Source organism: Ereboglobus sp. PH5-10 (assembly GCF_029504735.1).
Classification (GTDB): domain Bacteria; phylum Verrucomicrobiota; class Verrucomicrobiia; order Opitutales; family Opitutaceae; genus Ereboglobus.
In genome coordinates this window covers 23174-42975 of record NZ_JAQFIP010000018.1, presented here as the reverse complement: position 1 = coordinate 42975, position 19802 = coordinate 23174, and the positions used below count along the sequence as shown (strand labels likewise).

Genomic DNA, 19802 nt, shown 5'->3' with positions numbered 1-19802 from the left:
GGCCGCGTCAATAGCAATTTCGCACGGATTTTTAGGAAAATATCAGCACGGGTGCTCCGCCGCGGGAAATTCGACTCGACTTTCTTTCTCGTTCTTCGGGGGAAAATCGTTCTCATAGCCGGTTTTCAAACATGTCACTTTTTTCCGCCACGTTTTTTCCGGGTTTGTTTTTGATCGTGATTGGCGTGCCGCTGCTCATCGGCAATTCGCTGATCGCGACATCACTCAAGGCGGTGCCGCGCTCGCCGCTTGCCGCCGCGGTGTTCTGGGGCGCGGCGGCGGTTTGGTTTCTCTACGTGGTCTGGCATTTGGCGCCGGCGGACTTGGTGCTTTTTGAGACGCCAAAGCCCTGGGCGGCGTTTTTCGGGGCGGTGGCGGTGGCGGCGTTTTATTTTGTGCCCGATTTCCTGGCAATTCGCGGGTTGAGCGCGCTCACGCTGCTCGCCGCGTGGGAAGTTTTGACGGGGCTTTTTGGCGAGTATGATTACAGCCGCCGTTTGTTTGTCGTCGGGTTTGTGTATGCGGCGATCGTGCTGGCGATTTATTTCGGATGCGTGCCGTATCGCGCGCGCGATTTTATCCAGTGGCTGTTTGTCCGCGTGCAACGCGCGCGCGCGCTGGGAGCGTTTCTTGTCGCGTATGGGCTGCTCGTCGCGGGAATCGCTTTTTCGTATTAAACCACACTTGTCGCAACGATGTCATCGCAACCGGACGCCAGCCCAAACCAATCCAACGCCAAGCCAACGCCGCCCGTGCTGCTGGTCATCGCGGGAGCGGCGGGTTCGGGCAAGTCCACTTTGTGCGAGCGGCTCGTTTCAACGGAGCCGGAGTTTTCCAGGGTCGTGACAACCACCACGCGTCCGCCGCGTCCCGGCGAGATCGACGGCGTGCATTATCATTTCCTGACGCCCGAACAATTTGACGCAAAACTGGCCGCGGGGGAATTTTTGGAATGGGCGTGGGTGCACCAAAAGCATCGTTACGGAACGCTTGCGTCCTCGGTGCTCGAACCGCTTGCGAACGGGCGCAGCCTCGCGATCAACATTGATGTGCAGGGCGTGGAAAGTTTTCGCAACGCGGCGAAAACCAATCCGATTCTCGCGCGGCACATGGCGACGGTTTTTATCGACGTGCCGATGGAGGAGCTTCGCAAGCGCATGAAATTGCGCGGCCAGGATTCCGACGAGGAAATCGAACGCCGGATGAAAACCGCCGAGCGGGAAGTGCGGGAGGCCGGCAAGTTTGACTATTTGATAAGGAGCACGACGAGGGACGGGGATTTCGCGGCGTTGCAGGCCGCGTGGCGCGGCACCTGCGAGCGAATCGGGGCGGCGCAAAAAGCAGGCTTGAGGCGGGCCTAGATCATGGTTTTGCGAGCCCGGCTCCGGCCTTGGCGCCGCCGGGCTTTTTCCCGAGGGAAACAGAGTGCGCGATGCGGCGCAAATCCGCGGCATCCTCCCCGGTCAAATCTTCGGGCACAAACCTCACCCGCGCGCAGTCCGTCCCGTAAAGACCCTCGAAGAAAACGCAGCCGGTGAGATATTTTCCCGCAGTGTTGGCGTGAATCGCATCAAGGCTGAAAGTCCGCCTGCCGTTCTTGGTGCGCCAGCGCCAGCCGACATTGAGGCTGCCTTTTTGCCCCGGTAATTTTCCCTCCGGCGGGTTTTTGAAGTCGAAATTTTTGTCGGGTTCGTAGGTCCAGCGCGGTGTGGCGCGCGCGGCCTGCATCGCGTCGCCGGAGGGCAGTATGCGCAGTCCGTGGCGCGCGGAGAGCTCCTTGTAGGCGGCGCGCAGGCCGGCATGCATTTTCTGCTGCGTGAAACCGTCGCCTTTCTGATACCAGGCGTGATCCTCCCGGTATGCCCAAGTCTGGTGAATGACGATTTCGGCGGTGGGCGCGAGTTTGCGAATCGCGTCGATGAGCTGCTTCGCGTGGGGTTCCTGGTGCTCCGGCTTGAAGCTCCGCTGGCTCCACTCCTGGATCGTGACAAAATCCCACTCCACGGCGGCAAGCGCCTCGGGAAGGCTGACTTTTTTCTTGCCGGCGATGCCGAGCACGCCGGCGTTGTTGGCATACGGGCTGCCCTTGGGATCGTCGGGATTGGCAAGCGCGGCGCGCAAGTGGCGCGCATGGCGCTCAAGCGAGCAACCGCCGAGGTTGGCGCGAAAGAGCACGAGTTGCCGTCCCGTGGACTCAACGATTTGCGGCAGGAACTCGGTGGCGTTGTCCGCAAAGCTGTTGCCGATGGTGAGCACCTTGGCGGCGTCACGCGACGCGGGCTTGGGCGGGGGCGTTTGGGCGGGGGAATTTTGCGCAAGGCAAACCACACCGAGAATGACAAATGCGGAGAGGGGGAACTGTGCCCGCCGGACGAGGCGTGTGATGGGTTTCATGGGTGTGGTATTTTGGAGGATTGCAGCCATCAGCTTTGTCAAAAACCGGGGGAAGTGGAGCCTTGATTTCGCCCGCGCGTGAATCTCACGGAGGGAAGGGCGGCCAGGGCATGGAGTCCCGCTTTTTCCAGGCCGTTGTGGCAATGGGGGAAATAAAAACCGGATGTCTTCAAAACATCCGGTTTCGTGTGGAAGGGATTTGCCCGCGGGCTTACGCGACGCGCTCGACGACGAGCGGCGGCGGGGTGGGGCGCTTGGGCGCGAGGCGGTAGGCGTTCTTGAAGTATTCGAGCGCCTGCTCGAGTTTCGCCTCGTCGTTGTAGTGAATCATCATGAGCGGCTCGCCTTGCTTTACTTGCGTGCCGACTTTTTTGATTTCCGAGACGCCGACCGCGTGGTCGATTTTGTCGTGCGCGCTGGTCTTGCCGGCGCCGAGAATGTGCACGCCGTGCGCGATCATGCCCGCGCTGATCATGTGCACGTAGCCGCGCTTGGGGGCGGGAAGTTTGCGCACGTGTTTCGCGGTGGCGAATTTGGACGGGTCGTCGATGTAGGAGGGGTCGCCGCCCTGGGCCTTGACGAGGTCCTTGAGTTTTTGGAGCGCGCTGCCGTCGGTGAGGTGGCGTTGCACGGTTTGCTTGGCGGAGAGCGTGGAGCCGGCGACTCCGGCGAGGCGCACGATTTCCATGCCGAGTTTCATGACGAGGTCCTTGATGTCCTCCGGACCCTCGCCTTTGAGAAGCTGGATGGCCTCCTTGATTTCGAGCGAGGTGCCGACGGTGTCGCCGAGCGGCTGGTTCATGTCGGTGACGAGCGCGACGCAGCGGCGCTTGAGCGTGCGGCCGACGCGGGTCATGGAGCGGGCGAGTTGCTTGGCTTGCTCGAGTTCCTTGATGAATGAGCCGTTGCCCCACTTGACGTCGATGACGAGCCCCTCGGCGCCCTCGGCGAGTTTCTTGGAGAGCACGCTGCCGGTGATGAGCGGAAGGCTCGGGATGGTGCCGGTTTCCTTGCGGAGCTGGTAGAACTTGCCTTCGACGGGCGCGAGGTCGTCAACCTGTTTGGCAATGGAGCCGCCGATTTTTGCGAGTTGCGAAACGAAGTGATCCTTGGAGATGGTGTGCTTGAAGCCGGGCACCGCGCAGAGTTTGGTGAGTGTGTTGATGACGTAGTCGTGCTCGATGCCGCACATCATGGGAACAACAACGCCGCTGGCCATCGCGAGCGGAACGAGCACGAGGTCGGTTTTGTCGCCCACGCCGCCGGTCGAGTATTTGTCGATCTTGGGTTTCGCGATGTCGGAGAGATCGATTACGTCGCCGGAAAGCATCATCTCCTCGGTGAGATCCGCGGACTCCTGGGCGGACATGCCCCGGAAGAAGATCGACATGGCCAGCGCGGCCTGCTGGTGCTTGGGCATTTCATTGTCGAGAATGCTGTCGATGATGTAGCGGATTTCCTCCTTGTTGAACTCTCCGCCGTCGCGTTTTTTTTCGATGAGAAATTCGAATGTGGGTTTGATAAATCTCCGTGATGGAATTATGCGTTTGGTCATTGTCGTTCTTGCGTGTGTATAGAAAAAAATATCCGCCCCCCTTTGCAGGGGCGGTAAAAGTGTATAACGCAAACAGACTTATTGCGGATGTCGAGCTTAAACTATGGGAGGCGAGCGTGAGCCTGTTGATTGGGAAGTGTGCAATTTATTAATCAATAGTTGGTTGCGTCATTTGCAAACGATCTCGAACAACTGCAAACTTGTTGGCTGTGTTGGTTCGAGGCGTCCTTGTGCAGGCCATTTCCCCTGTTTTTATTCTGGTTTGCCGGATGCGCGCGCAACTATTCTCAAGCTCTCGGGGCGTTTATAATTTCATCGTGGGTGACGCCCAAATTTGAGGCGAGGCGGCGGGTTTGTTGATATTCCTCAAACCCGGGAAGTTTATCGAGTGTGATGATTTCGGCGCGACTTTTGCCCGCGGCGATTTGACGGTGGGTGTGATCAAGCAGTCCGGTCAAATAATCGCGCATGGCGAGCAGATCGTCGCGCCCGCCCGTCACGCCGAAACGCGGAGTGGCGCCACCATGCCCGAAAACATAGATCGCGTCCGCAGGGTAGGTTTTCGCCGCGGTTTCAAGAGTGGCAATCCAGCCGGCAATGCTCGCGCCGCCCGCGCGGTCGATCACCGGATGGAGGCGGTTGAAAACAAGGTCGCCCATGTGCACTATGTTGGCCTTTTCGAAAAGCACGATGATGTCGCCGCTCGTGTGCGCGGGGCCGAAGTGGCGGGCGTGAATTGTCTCGGCTCCGTCGCGCGATCCGCCGAGGGCGAGCGACCATGTTTCGGCGAAGGTCGTGTCGGCGTAAACCTGCTTGTCGAGCGCGGGTGGTTTCGCGCGCGCGGCGGCGGCGCGTTGAAGTCCGGGCACGTTTTTGTGCGCGACTATTTTTTTCACCACGGGGCGGAAAACCGAATTGCCCGAAGTGTGGTCGCCGTGATGGTGCGTGTTGATGAGCGCGTCGATTTGGCGGTCGCCGCGTTGCGGTATTCCGGCGAGGCATTTTGCAGCGGTGTCGGGAAGTTGCGTGTCCACGACGGCGAGGGCGTCGGGTGATGCGAGCCAGCCGATGGTGCCGCCGCGTCCGTTAAAAATGCCGACATTGCGCCGCAGACGAACAAAACCGTCCGGCATCGATGCCATTGATCTGGTCTGTGAAAAAAGTCCGCCCCGCGATAGCAAACCCATTGATGCAAAAAGAGCGGAGGCGCGGAGAAAGTGGCGTCGGTTCATGGGCGTTCCTTTGTGTTGTTGGGGCGGGCGAATTCTCTTCGGAAAACGGTGGCGGAAGTGAAAAACAAACCAGTTGGAAGCCACGGGATAAAGTGCAAACTTGCGGTTAAAACTGTCGGGATGTCCCAAGGTTCTGTTGTTTGCGCGGCAACCATAAGCGGGTGTTTTTTATGCGCACCATGTCATTGTGGCATCGTTTTGGTTGCATTCGAATTGTTTGGCATAACAAAAACATGTAATTATATATGTGACATCCTGTTCCGCTTATTTTTTTGTGCAGTTGAACGCGGGGTGCCAAATTCGATTTATTGCAGGGAAAGTAAAAAGGAAATGTAATGACGTTCGGCGCAACTAGTTGTGATTCAAAATGTAATATGACGCTTCCTTAATGCGCTAATGATTAGCGCAATACAGACCACGGCGGGCTTATTGATAGCCATATGCAAAAAGTTCAAAATAGAAGTTGACTCGATTGCCGCACACTTGCATGTATCCATAAAACTTAATTAAAACATTCTGCAAATACATGGTCAGTTTCCTGATATATTCTTCGAAAAAGAAAGTGATGCCCACGGCTGCGGGGCACGGGACGGATGTTTATTTGCCCAATAGCGCGCGCTTTGTTGAGAAGCCCGCCTTTCGCAGTGCTTGTATCTGCTTGTAAGCGGTAAAACATGGATACCCTGGAACAAGTTGTTGTATACGCCACGGGGCGGAAAGCATCCGACGTCCACTTGGCGCTGGATGAAAACATTTATCTGCGTCTTGACGGTGACATTGTCTCCTGTCCCGGACTGACCACGGGCGCGCCGTTTTTTGAGGACGTTTACAAACGCTTGAGCCCGGCCCAGCACAAGGCGTTCAAGGAGCAGGCGCTGGCCGCCGACTTTGCCGTGAACTGCGCGGGTTGGGACATGCGCTGCCACCTTTACTGGGCCAACACGAAGCCGATTCTGGCAGTCCGCTTCATGCGCGGAAAAATCCCGTCCATGGAGGACGTGATGCTGCCCAAGGCGTTTCAGGACCTCATTCGCCAGGGACGCCCGACCGGGCTTATTCTGGTCACGGGTTACACGGGCTCCGGCAAATCGACAACACTTGCCGCGTGCTTGGACTGGATTAATCATAATTCCGCCCTGAACATTGTCACGCTTGAGCACCCGGTTGAATACCGTTACAAGGCCGCGCAGAGCATTATTCGCCAGCGCGAGGTTGGCCGCGATGTTCCGACTTTTGGCCATGGCATGGTGGACGCGATGCGCGAGGATCCCGACGTGATTCTTATCGGCGAGCTTCGCGATCCCGAGACGGTGAAGGCGGCGGTGTCCGCTGCCGAGACAGGCCACTTGGTTTTTGGCACGCTGCACACACGCACGGCGGGAAGCACAATTAGCCGCATTTTGGATGTGCTGCCCTCCGACGAGCGCGACCAAGTTCGCACGATGGTGGCGTCGTCATTGCTGGCGGTGATTGGCCAGCGTTTGATCACCCGCGTTGGCGGCGGTCGCGTAGCGGCGTTCGAGCTGTTGTTGAACTGTCCCGCGGTAGCAGGGGCGATTCGCGAAAATAAACCCGGTCAAATCGCGAACGAGATCGCGGTGAAAAAAGACATGGGAATGATTGACTTTGACACATGTTTGGTGGATTACGTTCGCAAAAAGCTTATTACACCGGAAACCGCCATGGAGTCCTCGGACAGGCCTGATGAAATTCGAAAACGCCTTGGCATCAGCACCAAGGTCAACCCCCTCTCCTCTGGCATGGGCGCGGGGGCCTCATCCTCATCCCCCATGTCTGGTGGCACGAGATCCACAATTCCTTCTGCGTTGATGCAACGCTAACTATTTCTCCCACTCATGCTTCCCACGCTCGCACATCGTTTATTTTCTCCCATCCGGTTCGCCGCGATTCTGGCCGTTTTTTCAACGGGACTCGCGCTGCAGGCCCAGGATGACAATGCGCCGCTTGAGCCGGAGGAGGTCTTGATGCGCACGATTCCCTATTTTAGCCAGGACGAGCAGCCGATCGCCAAGGTGCTTCAATCGCTCGGGCGCTCCTATGGCATAAGCATTATTTGTGACAAGGACGTGACGGGGGATGTGAATGTCGAGTTTCACAACATCACGCTGCGCGGCATTCTCGACGCCCTGTGCATGTCCGAGGGTTACTACTGGCAATTGGAGGAAATGGGCTTTGTCACGGTTCGCCGTTTCAAGACGATTGTTTATCAAGTCGAATATCCCAAGCTTGAGCGCAAGGGCACTTCGAAAGCGACCATCAATCTCGGCCAGACCAACTACGACGCCTCGCAGTCGGGCGGTGGTGGTGGCGGCGGTGGTGGCGGCGGCGGCGGTGGTGGTGGCGGCGGCAGCGACACCGAGGACGAGGCCAGCGTCTCGCTCGACACCAGCAATGACACCCAGTTTTGGGACAAATTTGAGGCGGAGATCAAGGAGTTGAAGAGTAAGGACGAGCGCATTGTGTTCGACCGTTTTTCGGGCACGATCATTGCGACGGCCTCCCGCCATACCCACGAGTATATAGACCGCTTTTTGGGCACGGTGAACAGCCGCATTGGCCAGCAAGTTGAAATTATTGGCAAGATAGTCGAGGTGCAGTTGCTCGACCAAAACAAGCTTGGCATCGACTGGGCGCAGGCGGCCACCAGCATTGGCAACCTTGTCATTGGTGCCACCCAAGTCGCCACGCCGCTCGTGACTAACGCAGGCGCCACCCAAACCACGATCAGCGGCGCGTTCACCAACACCAATATAACCGCCACCTCGCTGGGCGGATTCAGTTTTAATCCCGACACCTTTGCGGGCACGATTAGCGCGGGCAAAATTAGCGCCGTGATTCAGGCGCTTTCCGAGCAGGGCAACCTTAATGCGGTCACCTCACCGCGCTTGATTACCATCAACAACCAGACGGCCTACATCAAGGACACCGAGGACCGTCCCTATTTCCAGCTTCGTTCCCAAAGCTCGCAAACAATGATTGGCTCGAGCAGCGGTTCCTATGAGAGCAAACAGTATGACATTCAGACCATCTCCATTGGCACGATGATCGCGATCACTCCGCATATCGCGGACAATGGCGACATCACACTGGACGTCACTCCCGCCATCACCCGCTTAAAGGAGGAAATCAAGTCGGAGGATGGCACGCTCAACGCGCCCGCGCTGTATGTCAAGACCACCTCGACCATTGTCCGTTTGCGCTCGGGTGAGACCGCAATTATTGGCGGCATTGTCACGGACAGCACCGCCGACACCACGCGGGGTGTTCCCGGACTGAGCAAAATACCGATGCTCGGTCGTCTCTTCCGTTCCGAGGGCAAATACAAGACAAAGACGGAATTGGTTATTTTCCTGACGCCCCGCATTCTTGTGCCCGGCTCCAGTTTGTCCCCGCAGGATCAGGGCGAGGCGGATCGCAACAGCCGCGCCGTGCGCTCGGCCTTGGGTTCAAACGCCCCGTCGCCCTCAGTCTATTCCAGAACCATGGCCGGCGGCGCGTCCGCATCCAGCCGCCCGGTTGAATCCATTTCACTTTTGGATTAAGCAGATTTTAAAAACAAAAACGGTTGGCAATGAGCACGCTTCTCTCAAAAAAAACACCGGCACCCGGCCTGTCCAAGTTGGACAATGGCGCGGCGGCCGGAGGCGTGGCTCCCGGCGGCAAACCTCAATCCCGTTTTGAGAGCGATTTTTTGTGGATGCCCCAGGCGTTGCGCGACAAGGGCGTGGGCGCGTCGAGCATCAAAATCGCCACCGATTATTACAACCAGCAGGGACGCCGCTCCAGTTTTGGCAGCGTGCTCGTCGAGCTCGGCATCTTAACGCCGTTCAACCTGACCAAGCTCATCTCCGAGCATCACAAGCTGCCCGTCATCACGCTCAGTTCCATGCGCATCAGCATGGAGGTGGCGCGATTGCTCTCGCCCACGATTGCCCGCAGGTTGCGCGTGCTGCCCTTGAAGCGCAATGGCTCGATGATCAGCCTCGCCGTGAGCGATCCCTCGATCCCCGGTTTTGCCGAGGCCACGCAGGCGCTCGGACGCTATGGTATCACGGTTTTTGAGTATAACATCGCCCCCGAGGCCGAGGTGCTTGCCAAGCTCGAGGAACTTTACGCCTCGCGCGCCGATGTTTCCGACCCCGGACGCTTTTTCGACCTTTTGGTGACCGACGCCGTCAACATGGGCGTGTCCGACATCCATGTGGTTCCCGAGGAGGTGCTCACGCAGATCAAGTTCCGCGTTGATGGCGCCATGCAGCCTTACAAGGTCATTGACAGCGCCGTTCGCGAGTCGGTGGCCGCGCGCATCAAGATGAAGGGCGGGCTCGACATCGCGGTGAAGCACATTCCGCAGGACGGACGCGCCAAGCTCGTGCTTGCCGGAAAAAAAATCAACCTGCGCTTTTCCTCGCTGCCCACGCTGTATGGCGAGAGCGTTGTCATTCGTATTCTTGACCAGTCCAAGGGCATCGTGCCGCTCGAAAAACTCGGCATGCTGGACGACACCAAGGCCGCAATCCTTGGCGCGGCCAACGCGCCCTTTGGTTTCACCTATTTTGTGGGACCCACGGGATCGGGCAAAACGACCTCGCTGTATTCGATCATCAACACGCTCGACGTCACCAACTACACGATGATGACGCTTGAGGACCCGGTTGAATACGAGTTCCGCAATATCCGCCAGACCGAGGTCACCGAGTCGCTGACCTTTGCGCTCGGATTGCGCTCCCTGCTCCGTCAGGACCCCGACTACATCCTCGTGGGCGAGACCCGCGACAAGGAGACCGCCGAGCTTTCCATGCGCGCGGCGCTGACGGGTCACACCGGCTTTTCCACACTCCACGCCAACACCGCGCTCGGCGGCATCACCCGTCTTATCGACATCGGGGTGGAACCGAGCATCATCATCGGCGCGGTCAACCTCTTTGTGTCGCAGCGGCTGATTCGCCGCCTGTGCGTTTGCAAGGAGCCGCATCCGCAGAGCGCGTCGCTGGCTGAAATCCACGGCATCAAGCTGCAGGAGGGGGAAACTCTTTACCGTCCCAAACCCGGCGGTTGCAATGTTTGCAACGGCAGTGGTTACAAGGGCCGAGTCGGGCTTTATGAGTGCCGCCCGGTCGAGCCCTTTGCCGACATTATTGTGCGGCAGGGAAAAGATGCCTTGCGCGAATGCGAGGCGCATGCAAGAAAACTTTGTGCAACCGAAACTGAACAAACGGGAAGTTCGATTTTCCGCACCCTGCGACAGGACGGCTTTCTTAAGGCCGTGCAGGGGCAGACCTCCATCGAGGAGGTGATTGCGCAAACGGAATCAGAAGATTCCGATTAATCCCGAAGACAACAACCGATAGACAAAACCAAATAAAACATAATGAAACATAATAAAATCAACTCCCGCAAGGGTTTCACGCTCGTGGAAATGCTCGGTGTGCTCGCCATTATCGCGATCCTCATCAGCGTTATCTCCGTTGGCGTTCTCTCAGCCATCAACCGCGCCCGCACCGTGGCGACAGTCTCGAACTTCAAGAATCTCGAGACCGCATTGCTTTCGTATATTGCACTTCCGGAAGCGGCGGGACGCTTGCCATTGACCAAGAGCCCCAATGCTATTCCCCTCGTGGCCAATCTTGCGCAAAATGCAACAGATGTCGCCAGCGGTTTGACCACTGGTGCGCTTCAAAATACTGCACACATGGAAACAATCTTCCTTGCTGCGGGGACACTCGAGCGTCTGCCAAACTGGCGCATGGGATTGGATGCCGTTCAAAGCGGAATGGACATGTCCGCAGAGCGTGGATGGAATCGCAAACGTAGTGCTTGGTCAAATGTGGCAGCAGTCTCTGGTGGCACCCTTGGGTCCAATGATTGGAGCAAGTATGTTCGCACAGAGTGTGCTCCTACTGCTACAAAAGCTGAAGTTGCCAATCCAGGTAAAGACATTGGTGCCGGTCTGATGCATGCCAATGGGGTTCAATTCAAGATTGATGGCTCGAGCTATCTGCCTCTGGGCACCCGCACGGCCTATGTCGTTCTCCCCGGGCTATCCTTGAAAGATGCTGAAAAACTTTCAGAAGAGCTCAACGGTTCCCTGAATGATATGGACACAAAAGAAGGTTTGAATGCACAGGCTCGCGGGCGTTTTGTAACCGATGGCGTTGCTGCCGATGGCGTTGTTACTGCATTCTACTATCTGGCCAACATGTAATAATGTTTAAATTGATATTTAGCTGAACTCTGAATGCCCAATTGGGTGACAGTGCCATCTGAATAGTTAATTAAAGCAACAGCGGGGCGCGGAGGATATCTTCCCGTCCCGCTTCCTTTCTTAAAATAAAACCATGGCGAAGCCACAAGGCCTATTTATCTGGGAAAAAACCGTATATTACAATGATCCGGTAAAGGGCTGGTTGCGTAAACCGCTTGTCCGACTGGAGGATGCGGTGTCGGTGGTGCAGGAGCACTACAAGAAAAAGTCCAGTCTAGTGATGGCCTATGATCCCGACATCATGCAGACGGAGTTTGCGGAGTGTCCGGGGGGGGGCAGGCCGATTGTCCGCGAGGCATTGTCGGGCAGCCATGAGTCAATCGCAAATAATCTGACGGGATGGGGTTTTCAGCAACCATGGCCGTTGCCGGGATCGGGAGGTAGTTTTGGCAGTTTTTGCTCGTATGAAACCGTTCCCTCGTTGAGCTTGCTTCGCTCGAGCCTGATGGATGTGGGATATTCCGTCCCACGCGCGTTTCCGCTGGCCACGCTGGCCATGCACGCGTCAGCGACACCGGGGCGCACCAGTATTTTTATGATCGTGGACAAGGACAGCCAAGCCTTTGTCTATATCAACACCATGTCGGGCATGAAAGCCTGCCGCAAGCTGTATGCCGGCAAGCGTCAAGAGGCCTATGACGTCTGGTCCGAGATCAGCATGGTTTTCGGCGAATATGGCGTAACCTTTGAGGATGGCGGGCAGCGTCCGCAAATGCGTATTTACCAAGCGCCCGGCACGGATGTGAAAACCCAGTGCCCCTATTGGGATGTGTTGCAGGCGCAGGCGCAAGTGGAGGTGATGGGCTTTGGCGCGCTCGAGCTTTTGCTTCTGAGTGTTCCAGGAAAACATAGCAGTTCGCTGATGGAAGACATGCCCAAGACCATCGTTTTGGATTTTGGGCTTCAGATTGCGACCGCCGTGCTGCTGGTTGTTTTCATAGGGTTTGGCATATTCGCGTATTTGCAGCTTCAGAAGGACAGCAAAACGATCAAGGCACTCACTACCCAACAAAACGCGCTCACCGCGCAAAAGGTTCGCTTGGAGAAAAACAAAGGCGAAATGGAGAATTTGCAGAAATTGTATGCCAAGGATATTTTTGAGTATTCGAGCGGCCGCGTGCAGCTAATTCAGATGCTACCCGTGGCGATACCGCGAGAGGGCACGCTCACATCTGTGAATATCAGTGGCGAGACATTCCGCTTGGCGGGCATTTTTTGGAAGATGAACACCACCCAGCCCAAGACCGCGGATACCACCGATCCGACTGCGGCGATCAAGCGCACCCTTGAAGGTTCGATTCCAGGTCTCTTGGTAAATCAGGGCGGAAACAAATACACCGACGGCACCGGGGATTTTATTGTGGAGGGAACCACGCCCAAGCCGAGCATTGCGGGGGGGGGTAAAAACTAATGCAACAGACGAAAAAAATAACTTATCGCGCGGCGCCGTTGTGGACCTTTGCCACCGTGGTGGCCTTCCTTTTGTGCGCGGGGTTGATTTATTATTGGTATACAACCAGCAAGAGCAACAAGGTCAGGGTCACTCGCCTGAACTCGTCGATCAGCAACACCCGAAAAAGCGTAAGCAGTCTTTCGGGGGAGTATTCCGATGACAAGGCCGAGCAGGCGCGCGCGGATGCGGACAAAATTCGCTCCGGCATGATGACGGGGCAGCAGGCGGACGCCTTCGTTTCGGGACTGCGCCCGACATGGTCCGTGGTGGCGCGCACGGAAACCCCCACCGATGAATTTATAAAGAGGCGTTATCAAATCGCACGGGGCAGCGCGCCGGTGTCGGCCTGGCCGGAAGTATTGTCGCTGTTCAATCGCATGAAGGAAATCGACTCCCTAGCCGTGGACAGCGTTGACATCCAGACCGTCGGCGACAGCCGCAAGCGGGAGTTCAGCCGCATCAGCCTTGCGCTCACTGTTTACGTAAAGAAACCCGAGTAACCCGCGCTACCCATGAAATTCCACACCACAAAACGCTCCCTGCTGACGGTGCTGCCGGTTGTTCTTTTTTCCGGCGTCGTCTGCGCGCAAACCGCCGCGCCGCGCCTGTCCGCGCCACTGGTCATTCCCGCCGCTCCAACAACAACCCGGGCGGTTGCAACCAAGGAACCCGTTCGCGAGGCCCAAGTGCAACTGCCCGTGCAAGCCGCGCCGCAACCCGCAAAGCCCGCGCCGCAAATTTCGATGGCCGCGCCAAGCGCGCCCGTGGCGCAAACAGTTTCGGCCCCAACTGCCCCCGTGCAATTCGATGACGGACTGGGCGAGCTTATGAAAGGGGCCAGGCCCTATTCCGATCCCCGTTCGAAAATGAAGTCAAAGAAGACCTCCATTCCCGGCCCCGGGGGAACCGAGGCCTCGCAACTGCGCGACGAGATGATCATGCGCATGAAGCGCGCCGTTGAGCAAATCGCGTCGGAATACGGGAACCCGACCTTCGCCCAAGTGTTCACCAACGATGCCGTGCAGGCGCAAGTGCTCCGCAAGCGCGTGCAAATGCTTCACCGCATGGAGGCCATCCGCACCGAGATCGCCGCGTTGCAAAAACAAAAGGAGCAAGTGCGCGCCGATGTGGACGCCTCGCAGCATGAGTTGATCGCGTTGCAACAACAGGCAGAGGCCCTGACCAACCGTCTTCAAAAAGCCCGCTTTGCATTGGGCTCAATCAGCAACTAAGGAACAACCAAACCCATTTAAACACAAAACGAGTCCAGAAAAACAATGAGCAGTTCCAGCCAAATGATCGAAACCGTGATGCACCTGATGCACCAATGCGTCGTGCTGTCCGCGTCCGATGATTTACCGGTGCAAGAGCGGTGGGACAATTTTCTCTCGGAGCTTGTGGCGCTTGGCGCCGACGTGGCCGCCCTGTCCGAAAACCGCTGGCAGGTGATTGACCGCGAAACCCAGGAAAGCTGCATCATTGAAGAACAGGAAGGAATTTATTATGTCGAACGAACCCACACAGATGACCCAGTTTCAGCAAAAAGCCCAACTGCGCCTGCAGGAGATGGAAGTGGAATGGCGCCGGACGCTTTTCGAGCGTTTCCGGACGATTTGCCGCGAGGAGATGATGGAGGTCGTCAAGGCGTTGCTGGAGAGCATGCACAATCCGCAGGATTTGGAGCAGAAAATTTCGGAAATGCAGGAGCGCGCCAATACGAACCAGATGGAGCTCTTTACCACGGTTACGCAGACGAGCGAGGAAGTGCGCAACCTGGCCAAGAAACTGGAACAGCCCCAGGCTTCGGATCCGCAGGTGCTGGAAACGATTACCAAGGGCCAGGAGGCCATTTCGAAGGAAGTGACCACGAAGCAGGACGAGACGACCCGTATTATACAGGAGGACGTCCGCCAGTCGGCTCAACTTTCACGCAGCACCCTCTGGAAGGCGGTGGCAATTACGGCGGTGGCGTGCATCCTGCTATGCGCGGGGGCAGTCGCTTCCCTGCGCCTTTTGAGCGGGTCGAGCCTGGTGAGCCAGGCGGATTTGAAGGCACGCGACACGGCTTTGACCCAGAAAGCGGCGGCGCAGGCCGAGGTGAAGGCATTGGAGGCGGAGAAAGCCAAGGGAGCGGAGGAGGTCAAGCGTTTGACGGCTCAAAGCGAGGCGCTGAAGGCCGAAATCCGGCAGACAACGGCGACCCAGTCGTCGCTGGCGGCCAACCTCAGCGCGATGCAGCAGCAGGTGACGCAACTGCAACAAATTCAGGAACAGTTCCGCTTCAAACTGGTGAAGGGCGAGGCGGGCGGAGTGTTCGTGGAAGTGCCGCCGGAAGCGCAGACATTCCAGTATATGGACAGGACCTTCATCCAAGTGAAATAGCGTCTTATCACACCGCGGCTGAAACACTTTCCCTTGCGCTGGGCGCCTACTCCGCCGAAATGCGCGAGCGTCTCGCCACGCAAAAAAAGGCAATGCGCGCGCTTCTGGATTCGATCGCCGTGAGCGTGGGCGATGCCCGGACGATGATGCGCCGCCTCAAGGCGATGAACTTTGAGGGCGACATCATGGAGATCGAAAAAGTGTTCGCTAAGAAAAAGACATCAACCAAGGCCAAGGCATCCGTCCGGAAAAAGAAAGCGGTTCGGGCAAAAAAAACCGTGTCACGACCGGCAAAAGCCAAAACACCGGCCAAGCGGGGCGGCAATAAGAAGAAGGTTGGAAAAAAATGAAACCACACGATATTTCGCGAATTTCCGCAGGGGCGTCGCTTGCGACGCCCGGTTTGGCAATGCGTTGTTTGAGGGCGTCGCTTGCGACGCCCCTGCGCGCTGTCGCATTATTGTCATGCGCGCTGGGATTGTGCCTGGGCGTGTCAGCCCAGGGTGTCAGCCAGGCGGGTGTCGGCCCCCGGGCCATCGACTCTTTTGGGCTGGAGCGTCCCAACACCGACACGCGCGACACACAAACGGCCAAACTCTCGCTTGACGGCATCAAGAACCCGCTGGCCAATGTGTCGCTTCCTTCGGAATTGTTAAAGTCATCCGGGGACGGGCGCATCCTTCTATTCAGCGTGGCGCGCCTTTCGGAGGAGGATTTGCAGAATCCCTTTGAGGTTCGCGTGCAAGTGGCCGTGGATGTGCTGGAAACCGTGATCGAGATTGGCGGCATAGTGGAGAGCGTGGATGGCAAGAAAAACACGGTCATCCTCCTGACGCGCCCGCCCAAGGTGCGCTCGGCGTCCTCCGATCCGAAAGCCGACAAGGCCGAGCAGGAAAAGCCGGTGCCCAGGGTGTATTCGGTCGGGGACATAGTTGAGGGATTCAGAATTTATTCCATTGGACGCGACTCCATCATTGTTGAGCAATCCGAAAGGTATGTGGAAGTGACGCGCGGACGCCCGGCAACGGTGTGCGTGCCGCTGTCCGCAAGGTGATTTTTTCGCATGCCGGCCTACATAGTAAGATACACGAATGAGAAGGGGCGCGTCCGCAAAGAGCGAATGTTCGCCCCCGACATTGCGTATCTGCAAGGCATGATGCAACGAAAGCGGTATTGGCCGCTTTCGATAAAGATGGAGGAGCGGAAGTCACGCACCTACAAAACAAAGCTGGGCGCGCAGGATCTCATATCAATTTTGGACCAAGTTGAAATTCAGCTTGATGTGAACATCAATATCGACGACGCGTTTCGCAATCTCGTTGATGAGTTTCCAAGGGGCAAACCCAAGTTTGTGATCTCCCACATTTCCGACGAGATCAACTCCACCGGGCGCGTGGCCGACGCATGCGGACAATTCCCGCGCATATTCCCCGATCATATCCGGCAGATGATTTCCGTGGGCGAGAGCACGGGCAAACTGGCGAACGCGTTTCACCGTCTGATTGAATATTTCCAGAGCGCGGATGCGTTAAAAAACACAATCATAAGCGCGAGCATGTATCCGGCGATGATCATGGTGGCGATGGTGGCGTTTGTATTTGTTATTTTCGGTTTCACGGTGCCGACCCTGATGAAGGTGTTTATAGAAATTGGTGTGGAATTGCCGCCGATGACCCGGGCAATTATGGCGATGTCCAATTTCATCAAGGACAACTTGGTGCTTTTGTTGATCTGCACCGCCATCGCGCCCTTTGTCATGGTGTGGTCGTTTCGCTCGAAACTATTTCGTCCACTGATTGACTGGTGCATGGTAAAAATGGCGGTGATTGGTCCAATTACCAAGGACATCTGCATCGCGCGTTTTGCCACCAACCTTGGCGCGCTTTACGAGTCGGAAATCCCCATTGTGCAAGGATTGACCATTTGCTCCAAGATCGCCGGCAACGCCATTTACAATCGAGGCATCACAATAACCCGCGAAGCGGTGGAGCAGGGAAGGGGAATCTCGGACGGACTCAAGGAGTCGAAGGTTTTCCCCAACATGGTTGTGCTGACCGTGCGCATTGGCGAGGAAAACGGAAAGCTCGACGAGTCATTAAAAAAAATCGCGGCTTACCACAATCGCAAGGCGCGCGAGCGTGTTGACCGCGCACTCAAGCTTTTCGAACCAGTTATGCTCGTGGTATTGGTCGTCATGGTGGGCATGATGGCATACGCCCTTCTGACACCAATGATGTCCATGGTTGAGCAGCTGTCGAAATAGGAAGTAATAATAAACTCTCTTATAAAAATGAAAACAATGGGACTTTTTTTGACAAGGAAGGGCTTCACACTCGTTGAAGTAATCGCGATCTGCACACTCATCGGCATCTTGGCGGGCGTCATGGCGCTGCCGATGATTGGCATAATAGAGCGCGCGCGTTTCAGGGCGGAGCAGCAAAACTTGTCCATGCTTGCAAACGAGGTGAAGCTGTCGTTCAGGCAGGATGACTTTGGCTTAAATCTTTCCGCGCTTGAGGGCGACATGCCTGCCGATTACGTCGGCAGACCCGCGGTGACAAAATTTGACGATGAACCCCCGGCTGCCAACGAGATGGTTAATGAAAACGCCTGGTATGGACGCCTGACCAAACTGCGCGGGCAACCGCTCCTGAACCAGCGGCTGTCCGCATCCGCCGGAGATGTGTATAACATAGCCCACAATGCATACAAACAGCGCCGCGTGATGCTGGTCGGCCCCTATGAAAAGGACCAGCAACGCTATATTATACTTTCCTTTATGTTTCTTGACGGCCCTTCGCTGCCGACCGCGCCCGGCAACCGCGTGATTCTAAGTGGCGGTGTCTATAGTAGCGAAACAAATTATGAAAACTGGTTCAACGCCATCTATTCGAACACATGGGGCGAGGCGGGATGCCAGGCGCCCACGGGGTGGGCCTCGGGCATGCAAACTGCGTGGAACGCCACGGATGGTCGCAACCGGACATTTGCGGAGCGGACCTTTGTCGAAAGAATTGTGCAGCCGCGCTACAAGGTCACCGTCAATAACAACACCACCATTCCGGCCGGAGCCGATCCGCTCATATTTTTTGCCGACCGTATCTATATTTATAGCAATATGCCCACATGGACAGATTATGCAAACGCGGGATTGTGGCAGCATGTCGCCGCGAGGGCGATGGGAGCCGGCGTGGAGACCGTTCAAGTGTTTCCAGGCAGGAACGAAGGCATACTCGAAGGCCGGCGTGTTGTGATACGCAGGCAAGCCAACGCCATAACCGCGGATGCCGACGCGGCTGTGACCGTGGTGTCGGTGTTGCTCAACGAAAATACCACATACACAGCCCAGTGATCGGCTGGTAAAAATAGCGGCAAAAAAGGCCCGTAAAAATCGGGCTCGCTCTCTGTGGAAAAATACGCCAAAAGTGCGTATTGACAATGCGCGGAGAATGCTGCGATGTTTTCGTAAAACAAATGAACTGCAATAAGACACTGATATGGGTATTCGCGTGCGTCCTCTGTGGCGCACTGTGCCTAGATTCCGTGGTTGAGGCGGCAAACACATCAAGGTCCAGGAAACAAACACCGACCGAGTTGACAATTGCCGTGCAACCTGTCGAGGGCGGACGTGTGTCGGGAGCGGGAAAATATGCGCCGGGCACCGTGGTGGACGTGCAGGCGGTGCCCGCGGAGGGATATGCGTTTTCGCGTTGGCTGGGCAGTGTCGTGGATCGCACATCGCCCGTGACAAAAACCTACATCGGCGCCGAGTCGCAGCAAGTTGTCGCCGTCTTTGAACTCAAGCGCCACTTGATAGACGCCAAGGTAATTCCCGCCAATGCGGGGACGGTCGAGGGCACGGGTTTCCGTCCCGGGGGATTGCTGGCGCAAGTCAACGCGGAGCCCGCCCCCGGTTATATGTTCGATCGATGGGAAGGACCCGTGGCCGACGCAACCTCGGCGAGCACCACCCTGGACAAGCCGCTCCATGGAACCGTGAGTTTAACGGCGCATTTCAAACCAGCCGAGGAGATATTCGCCATCGCAGTCACCGCGGTTCCTTCCACGGGCGGCAGTGTGTCCGGCGGGGGAAAATACAAAAAGGGCGAGGCGATTACGATCAAGGCCGAGCCTCGGGAAAACTATTTGTTCAATGGATGGCGCGGTCCCGTCGCCTCCAAGGGGCGCGCGGAAACCACCGTGTTTGTAACGGAAAACGCGACCGTGAGCGCCCACTTTATCCGCAACCAGTCCATGGTGCGCGGCAAAACCCAGCCGAAAGGCGCCGGGCGTGTCGAAGGAAAATTCGGCGCGATGCCCGTCGGGGAACCCGTTCCCATCCGAGCCGTGGCCATGCCCGGTTTCGCCTTTGTCCGTTGGGACGGCCCCGTGGCGGATCGAACAAAAACCCAAACCACAATCACTCCCGCTGCGGGCAAGACAGCCGTGGCCGTGGCGATTTTTGAACCGATAAGGTGACGCTTGTCGAGATTACCAAAA

General features: G+C 56.9%; 18 protein-coding genes. 15 read left to right on the top strand and 3 right to left on the bottom strand.

From position 1 onward, the window contains the following. Window positions 1-131: 131 nt before the first annotated feature. Both M2447_RS12095 and gmk read left to right on the top strand, forming a co-directional pair. Complete coding sequence (locus M2447_RS12095; RefSeq protein ID WP_277510177.1) at window positions 132-677, top strand: hypothetical protein; 546 nt, start codon at window positions 132-134, stop codon at window positions 675-677. 18 nt (window positions 678-695) lie between these two features. Continuing rightward, window positions 696-1361, top strand: a complete 666-nt coding sequence (gene gmk, locus M2447_RS12090) for a guanylate kinase (RefSeq protein WP_277558818.1) — start codon at window positions 696-698, stop codon at window positions 1359-1361. Between the two features lies 1 nt (window position 1362). Here gmk and M2447_RS12085 read toward each other — a convergent pair whose 3' ends face one another. From M2447_RS12085 to M2447_RS12075, 3 genes are all read right to left on the bottom strand, one after another. Then, window positions 1363-2394: a DUF4886 domain-containing protein gene (locus M2447_RS12085; protein WP_277510181.1), complete on the bottom strand. Its 1032-nt coding sequence runs from the start codon at window positions 2392-2394 to the stop codon at window positions 1363-1365. A 211-nt stretch (window positions 2395-2605) separates the two neighbouring features. Continuing rightward, a complete protein-coding gene (locus tag M2447_RS12080; protein WP_277510183.1) occupies window positions 2606-3949 on the bottom strand; it encodes a thymidine phosphorylase in 1344 nt (447 codons plus the stop codon). 287 nt (window positions 3950-4236) lie between these two features. Then, a complete protein-coding gene (locus tag M2447_RS12075; protein ID WP_277558817.1) occupies window positions 4237-5091 on the bottom strand; it encodes an MBL fold metallo-hydrolase in 855 nt (284 codons plus the stop codon). A 764-nt stretch (window positions 5092-5855) separates the two neighbouring features. On the opposite strand from M2447_RS12075, the gene M2447_RS12070 reads away from it, so the two are divergent. From M2447_RS12070 to M2447_RS12010, 13 genes are all read left to right on the top strand, one after another. After that, window positions 5856-7022: a PilT/PilU family type 4a pilus ATPase gene (locus M2447_RS12070; protein ID WP_277558816.1), complete on the top strand. Its 1167-nt coding sequence runs from the start codon at window positions 5856-5858 to the stop codon at window positions 7020-7022. Window positions 7023-7037: 15 nt separating this feature from the next. Next, the gene (locus tag M2447_RS12065; RefSeq protein WP_277558815.1) at window positions 7038-8744 is read left to right on the top strand and encodes a secretin N-terminal domain-containing protein; all 1707 of its coding nucleotides are present in this window, start codon (window positions 7038-7040) and stop codon (window positions 8742-8744) included. A gap of 29 nt (window positions 8745-8773) precedes the next feature. Next, window positions 8774-10531: a GspE/PulE family protein gene (locus tag M2447_RS12060; RefSeq protein ID WP_277558814.1), complete on the top strand. Its 1758-nt coding sequence runs from the start codon at window positions 8774-8776 to the stop codon at window positions 10529-10531. 42 nt (window positions 10532-10573) lie between these two features. Further along, a complete protein-coding gene (locus M2447_RS12055; protein ID WP_277558813.1) occupies window positions 10574-11407 on the top strand; it encodes a type II secretion system protein in 834 nt (277 codons plus the stop codon). A gap of 133 nt (window positions 11408-11540) precedes the next feature. Then, on the top strand, window positions 11541-12878 hold the full coding sequence (locus tag M2447_RS12050) for a hypothetical protein (protein ID WP_277558812.1): 1338 nt from the start codon (window positions 11541-11543) through the stop codon (window positions 12876-12878). After that, window positions 12878-13420, top strand: coding sequence for a hypothetical protein (locus M2447_RS12045; RefSeq protein ID WP_277558811.1), 543 nt, complete (start codon window positions 12878-12880; stop codon window positions 13418-13420). The genes M2447_RS12050 and M2447_RS12045 overlap by 1 nt, the downstream gene beginning before the upstream one ends. 12 nt (window positions 13421-13432) lie before the next feature. Further along, complete coding sequence (locus tag M2447_RS12040) at window positions 13433-14152, top strand: hypothetical protein (RefSeq protein ID WP_277558810.1); 720 nt, start codon at window positions 13433-13435, stop codon at window positions 14150-14152. A gap of 271 nt (window positions 14153-14423) precedes the next feature. Further along, window positions 14424-15302 carry a hypothetical protein gene (locus tag M2447_RS12035; protein ID WP_277558809.1) on the top strand — a complete coding sequence of 293 codons (879 nt, stop codon included), beginning with the start codon at window positions 14424-14426 and terminating at the stop codon, window positions 15300-15302. A gap of 143 nt (window positions 15303-15445) precedes the next feature. After that, complete coding sequence (locus M2447_RS12030) at window positions 15446-15652, top strand: hypothetical protein (protein WP_277558808.1); 207 nt, start codon at window positions 15446-15448, stop codon at window positions 15650-15652. A 140-nt stretch (window positions 15653-15792) separates the two neighbouring features. Next, window positions 15793-16356, top strand: a complete 564-nt coding sequence (locus M2447_RS12025) for a hypothetical protein (protein WP_277558807.1) — start codon at window positions 15793-15795, stop codon at window positions 16354-16356. 9 nt (window positions 16357-16365) lie between these two features. Further along, complete coding sequence (locus tag M2447_RS12020; protein ID WP_277558806.1) at window positions 16366-17565, top strand: type II secretion system F family protein; 1200 nt, start codon at window positions 16366-16368, stop codon at window positions 17563-17565. A 27-nt stretch (window positions 17566-17592) separates the two neighbouring features. After that, a complete protein-coding gene (locus M2447_RS12015) occupies window positions 17593-18654 on the top strand; it encodes a type II secretion system protein (RefSeq protein ID WP_277558805.1) in 1062 nt (353 codons plus the stop codon). 254 nt (window positions 18655-18908) lie between these two features. After that, window positions 18909-19781, top strand: coding sequence for a hypothetical protein (locus tag M2447_RS12010; protein WP_277558804.1), 873 nt, complete (start codon window positions 18909-18911; stop codon window positions 19779-19781). Window positions 19782-19802: the final 21 nt, after the last annotated feature.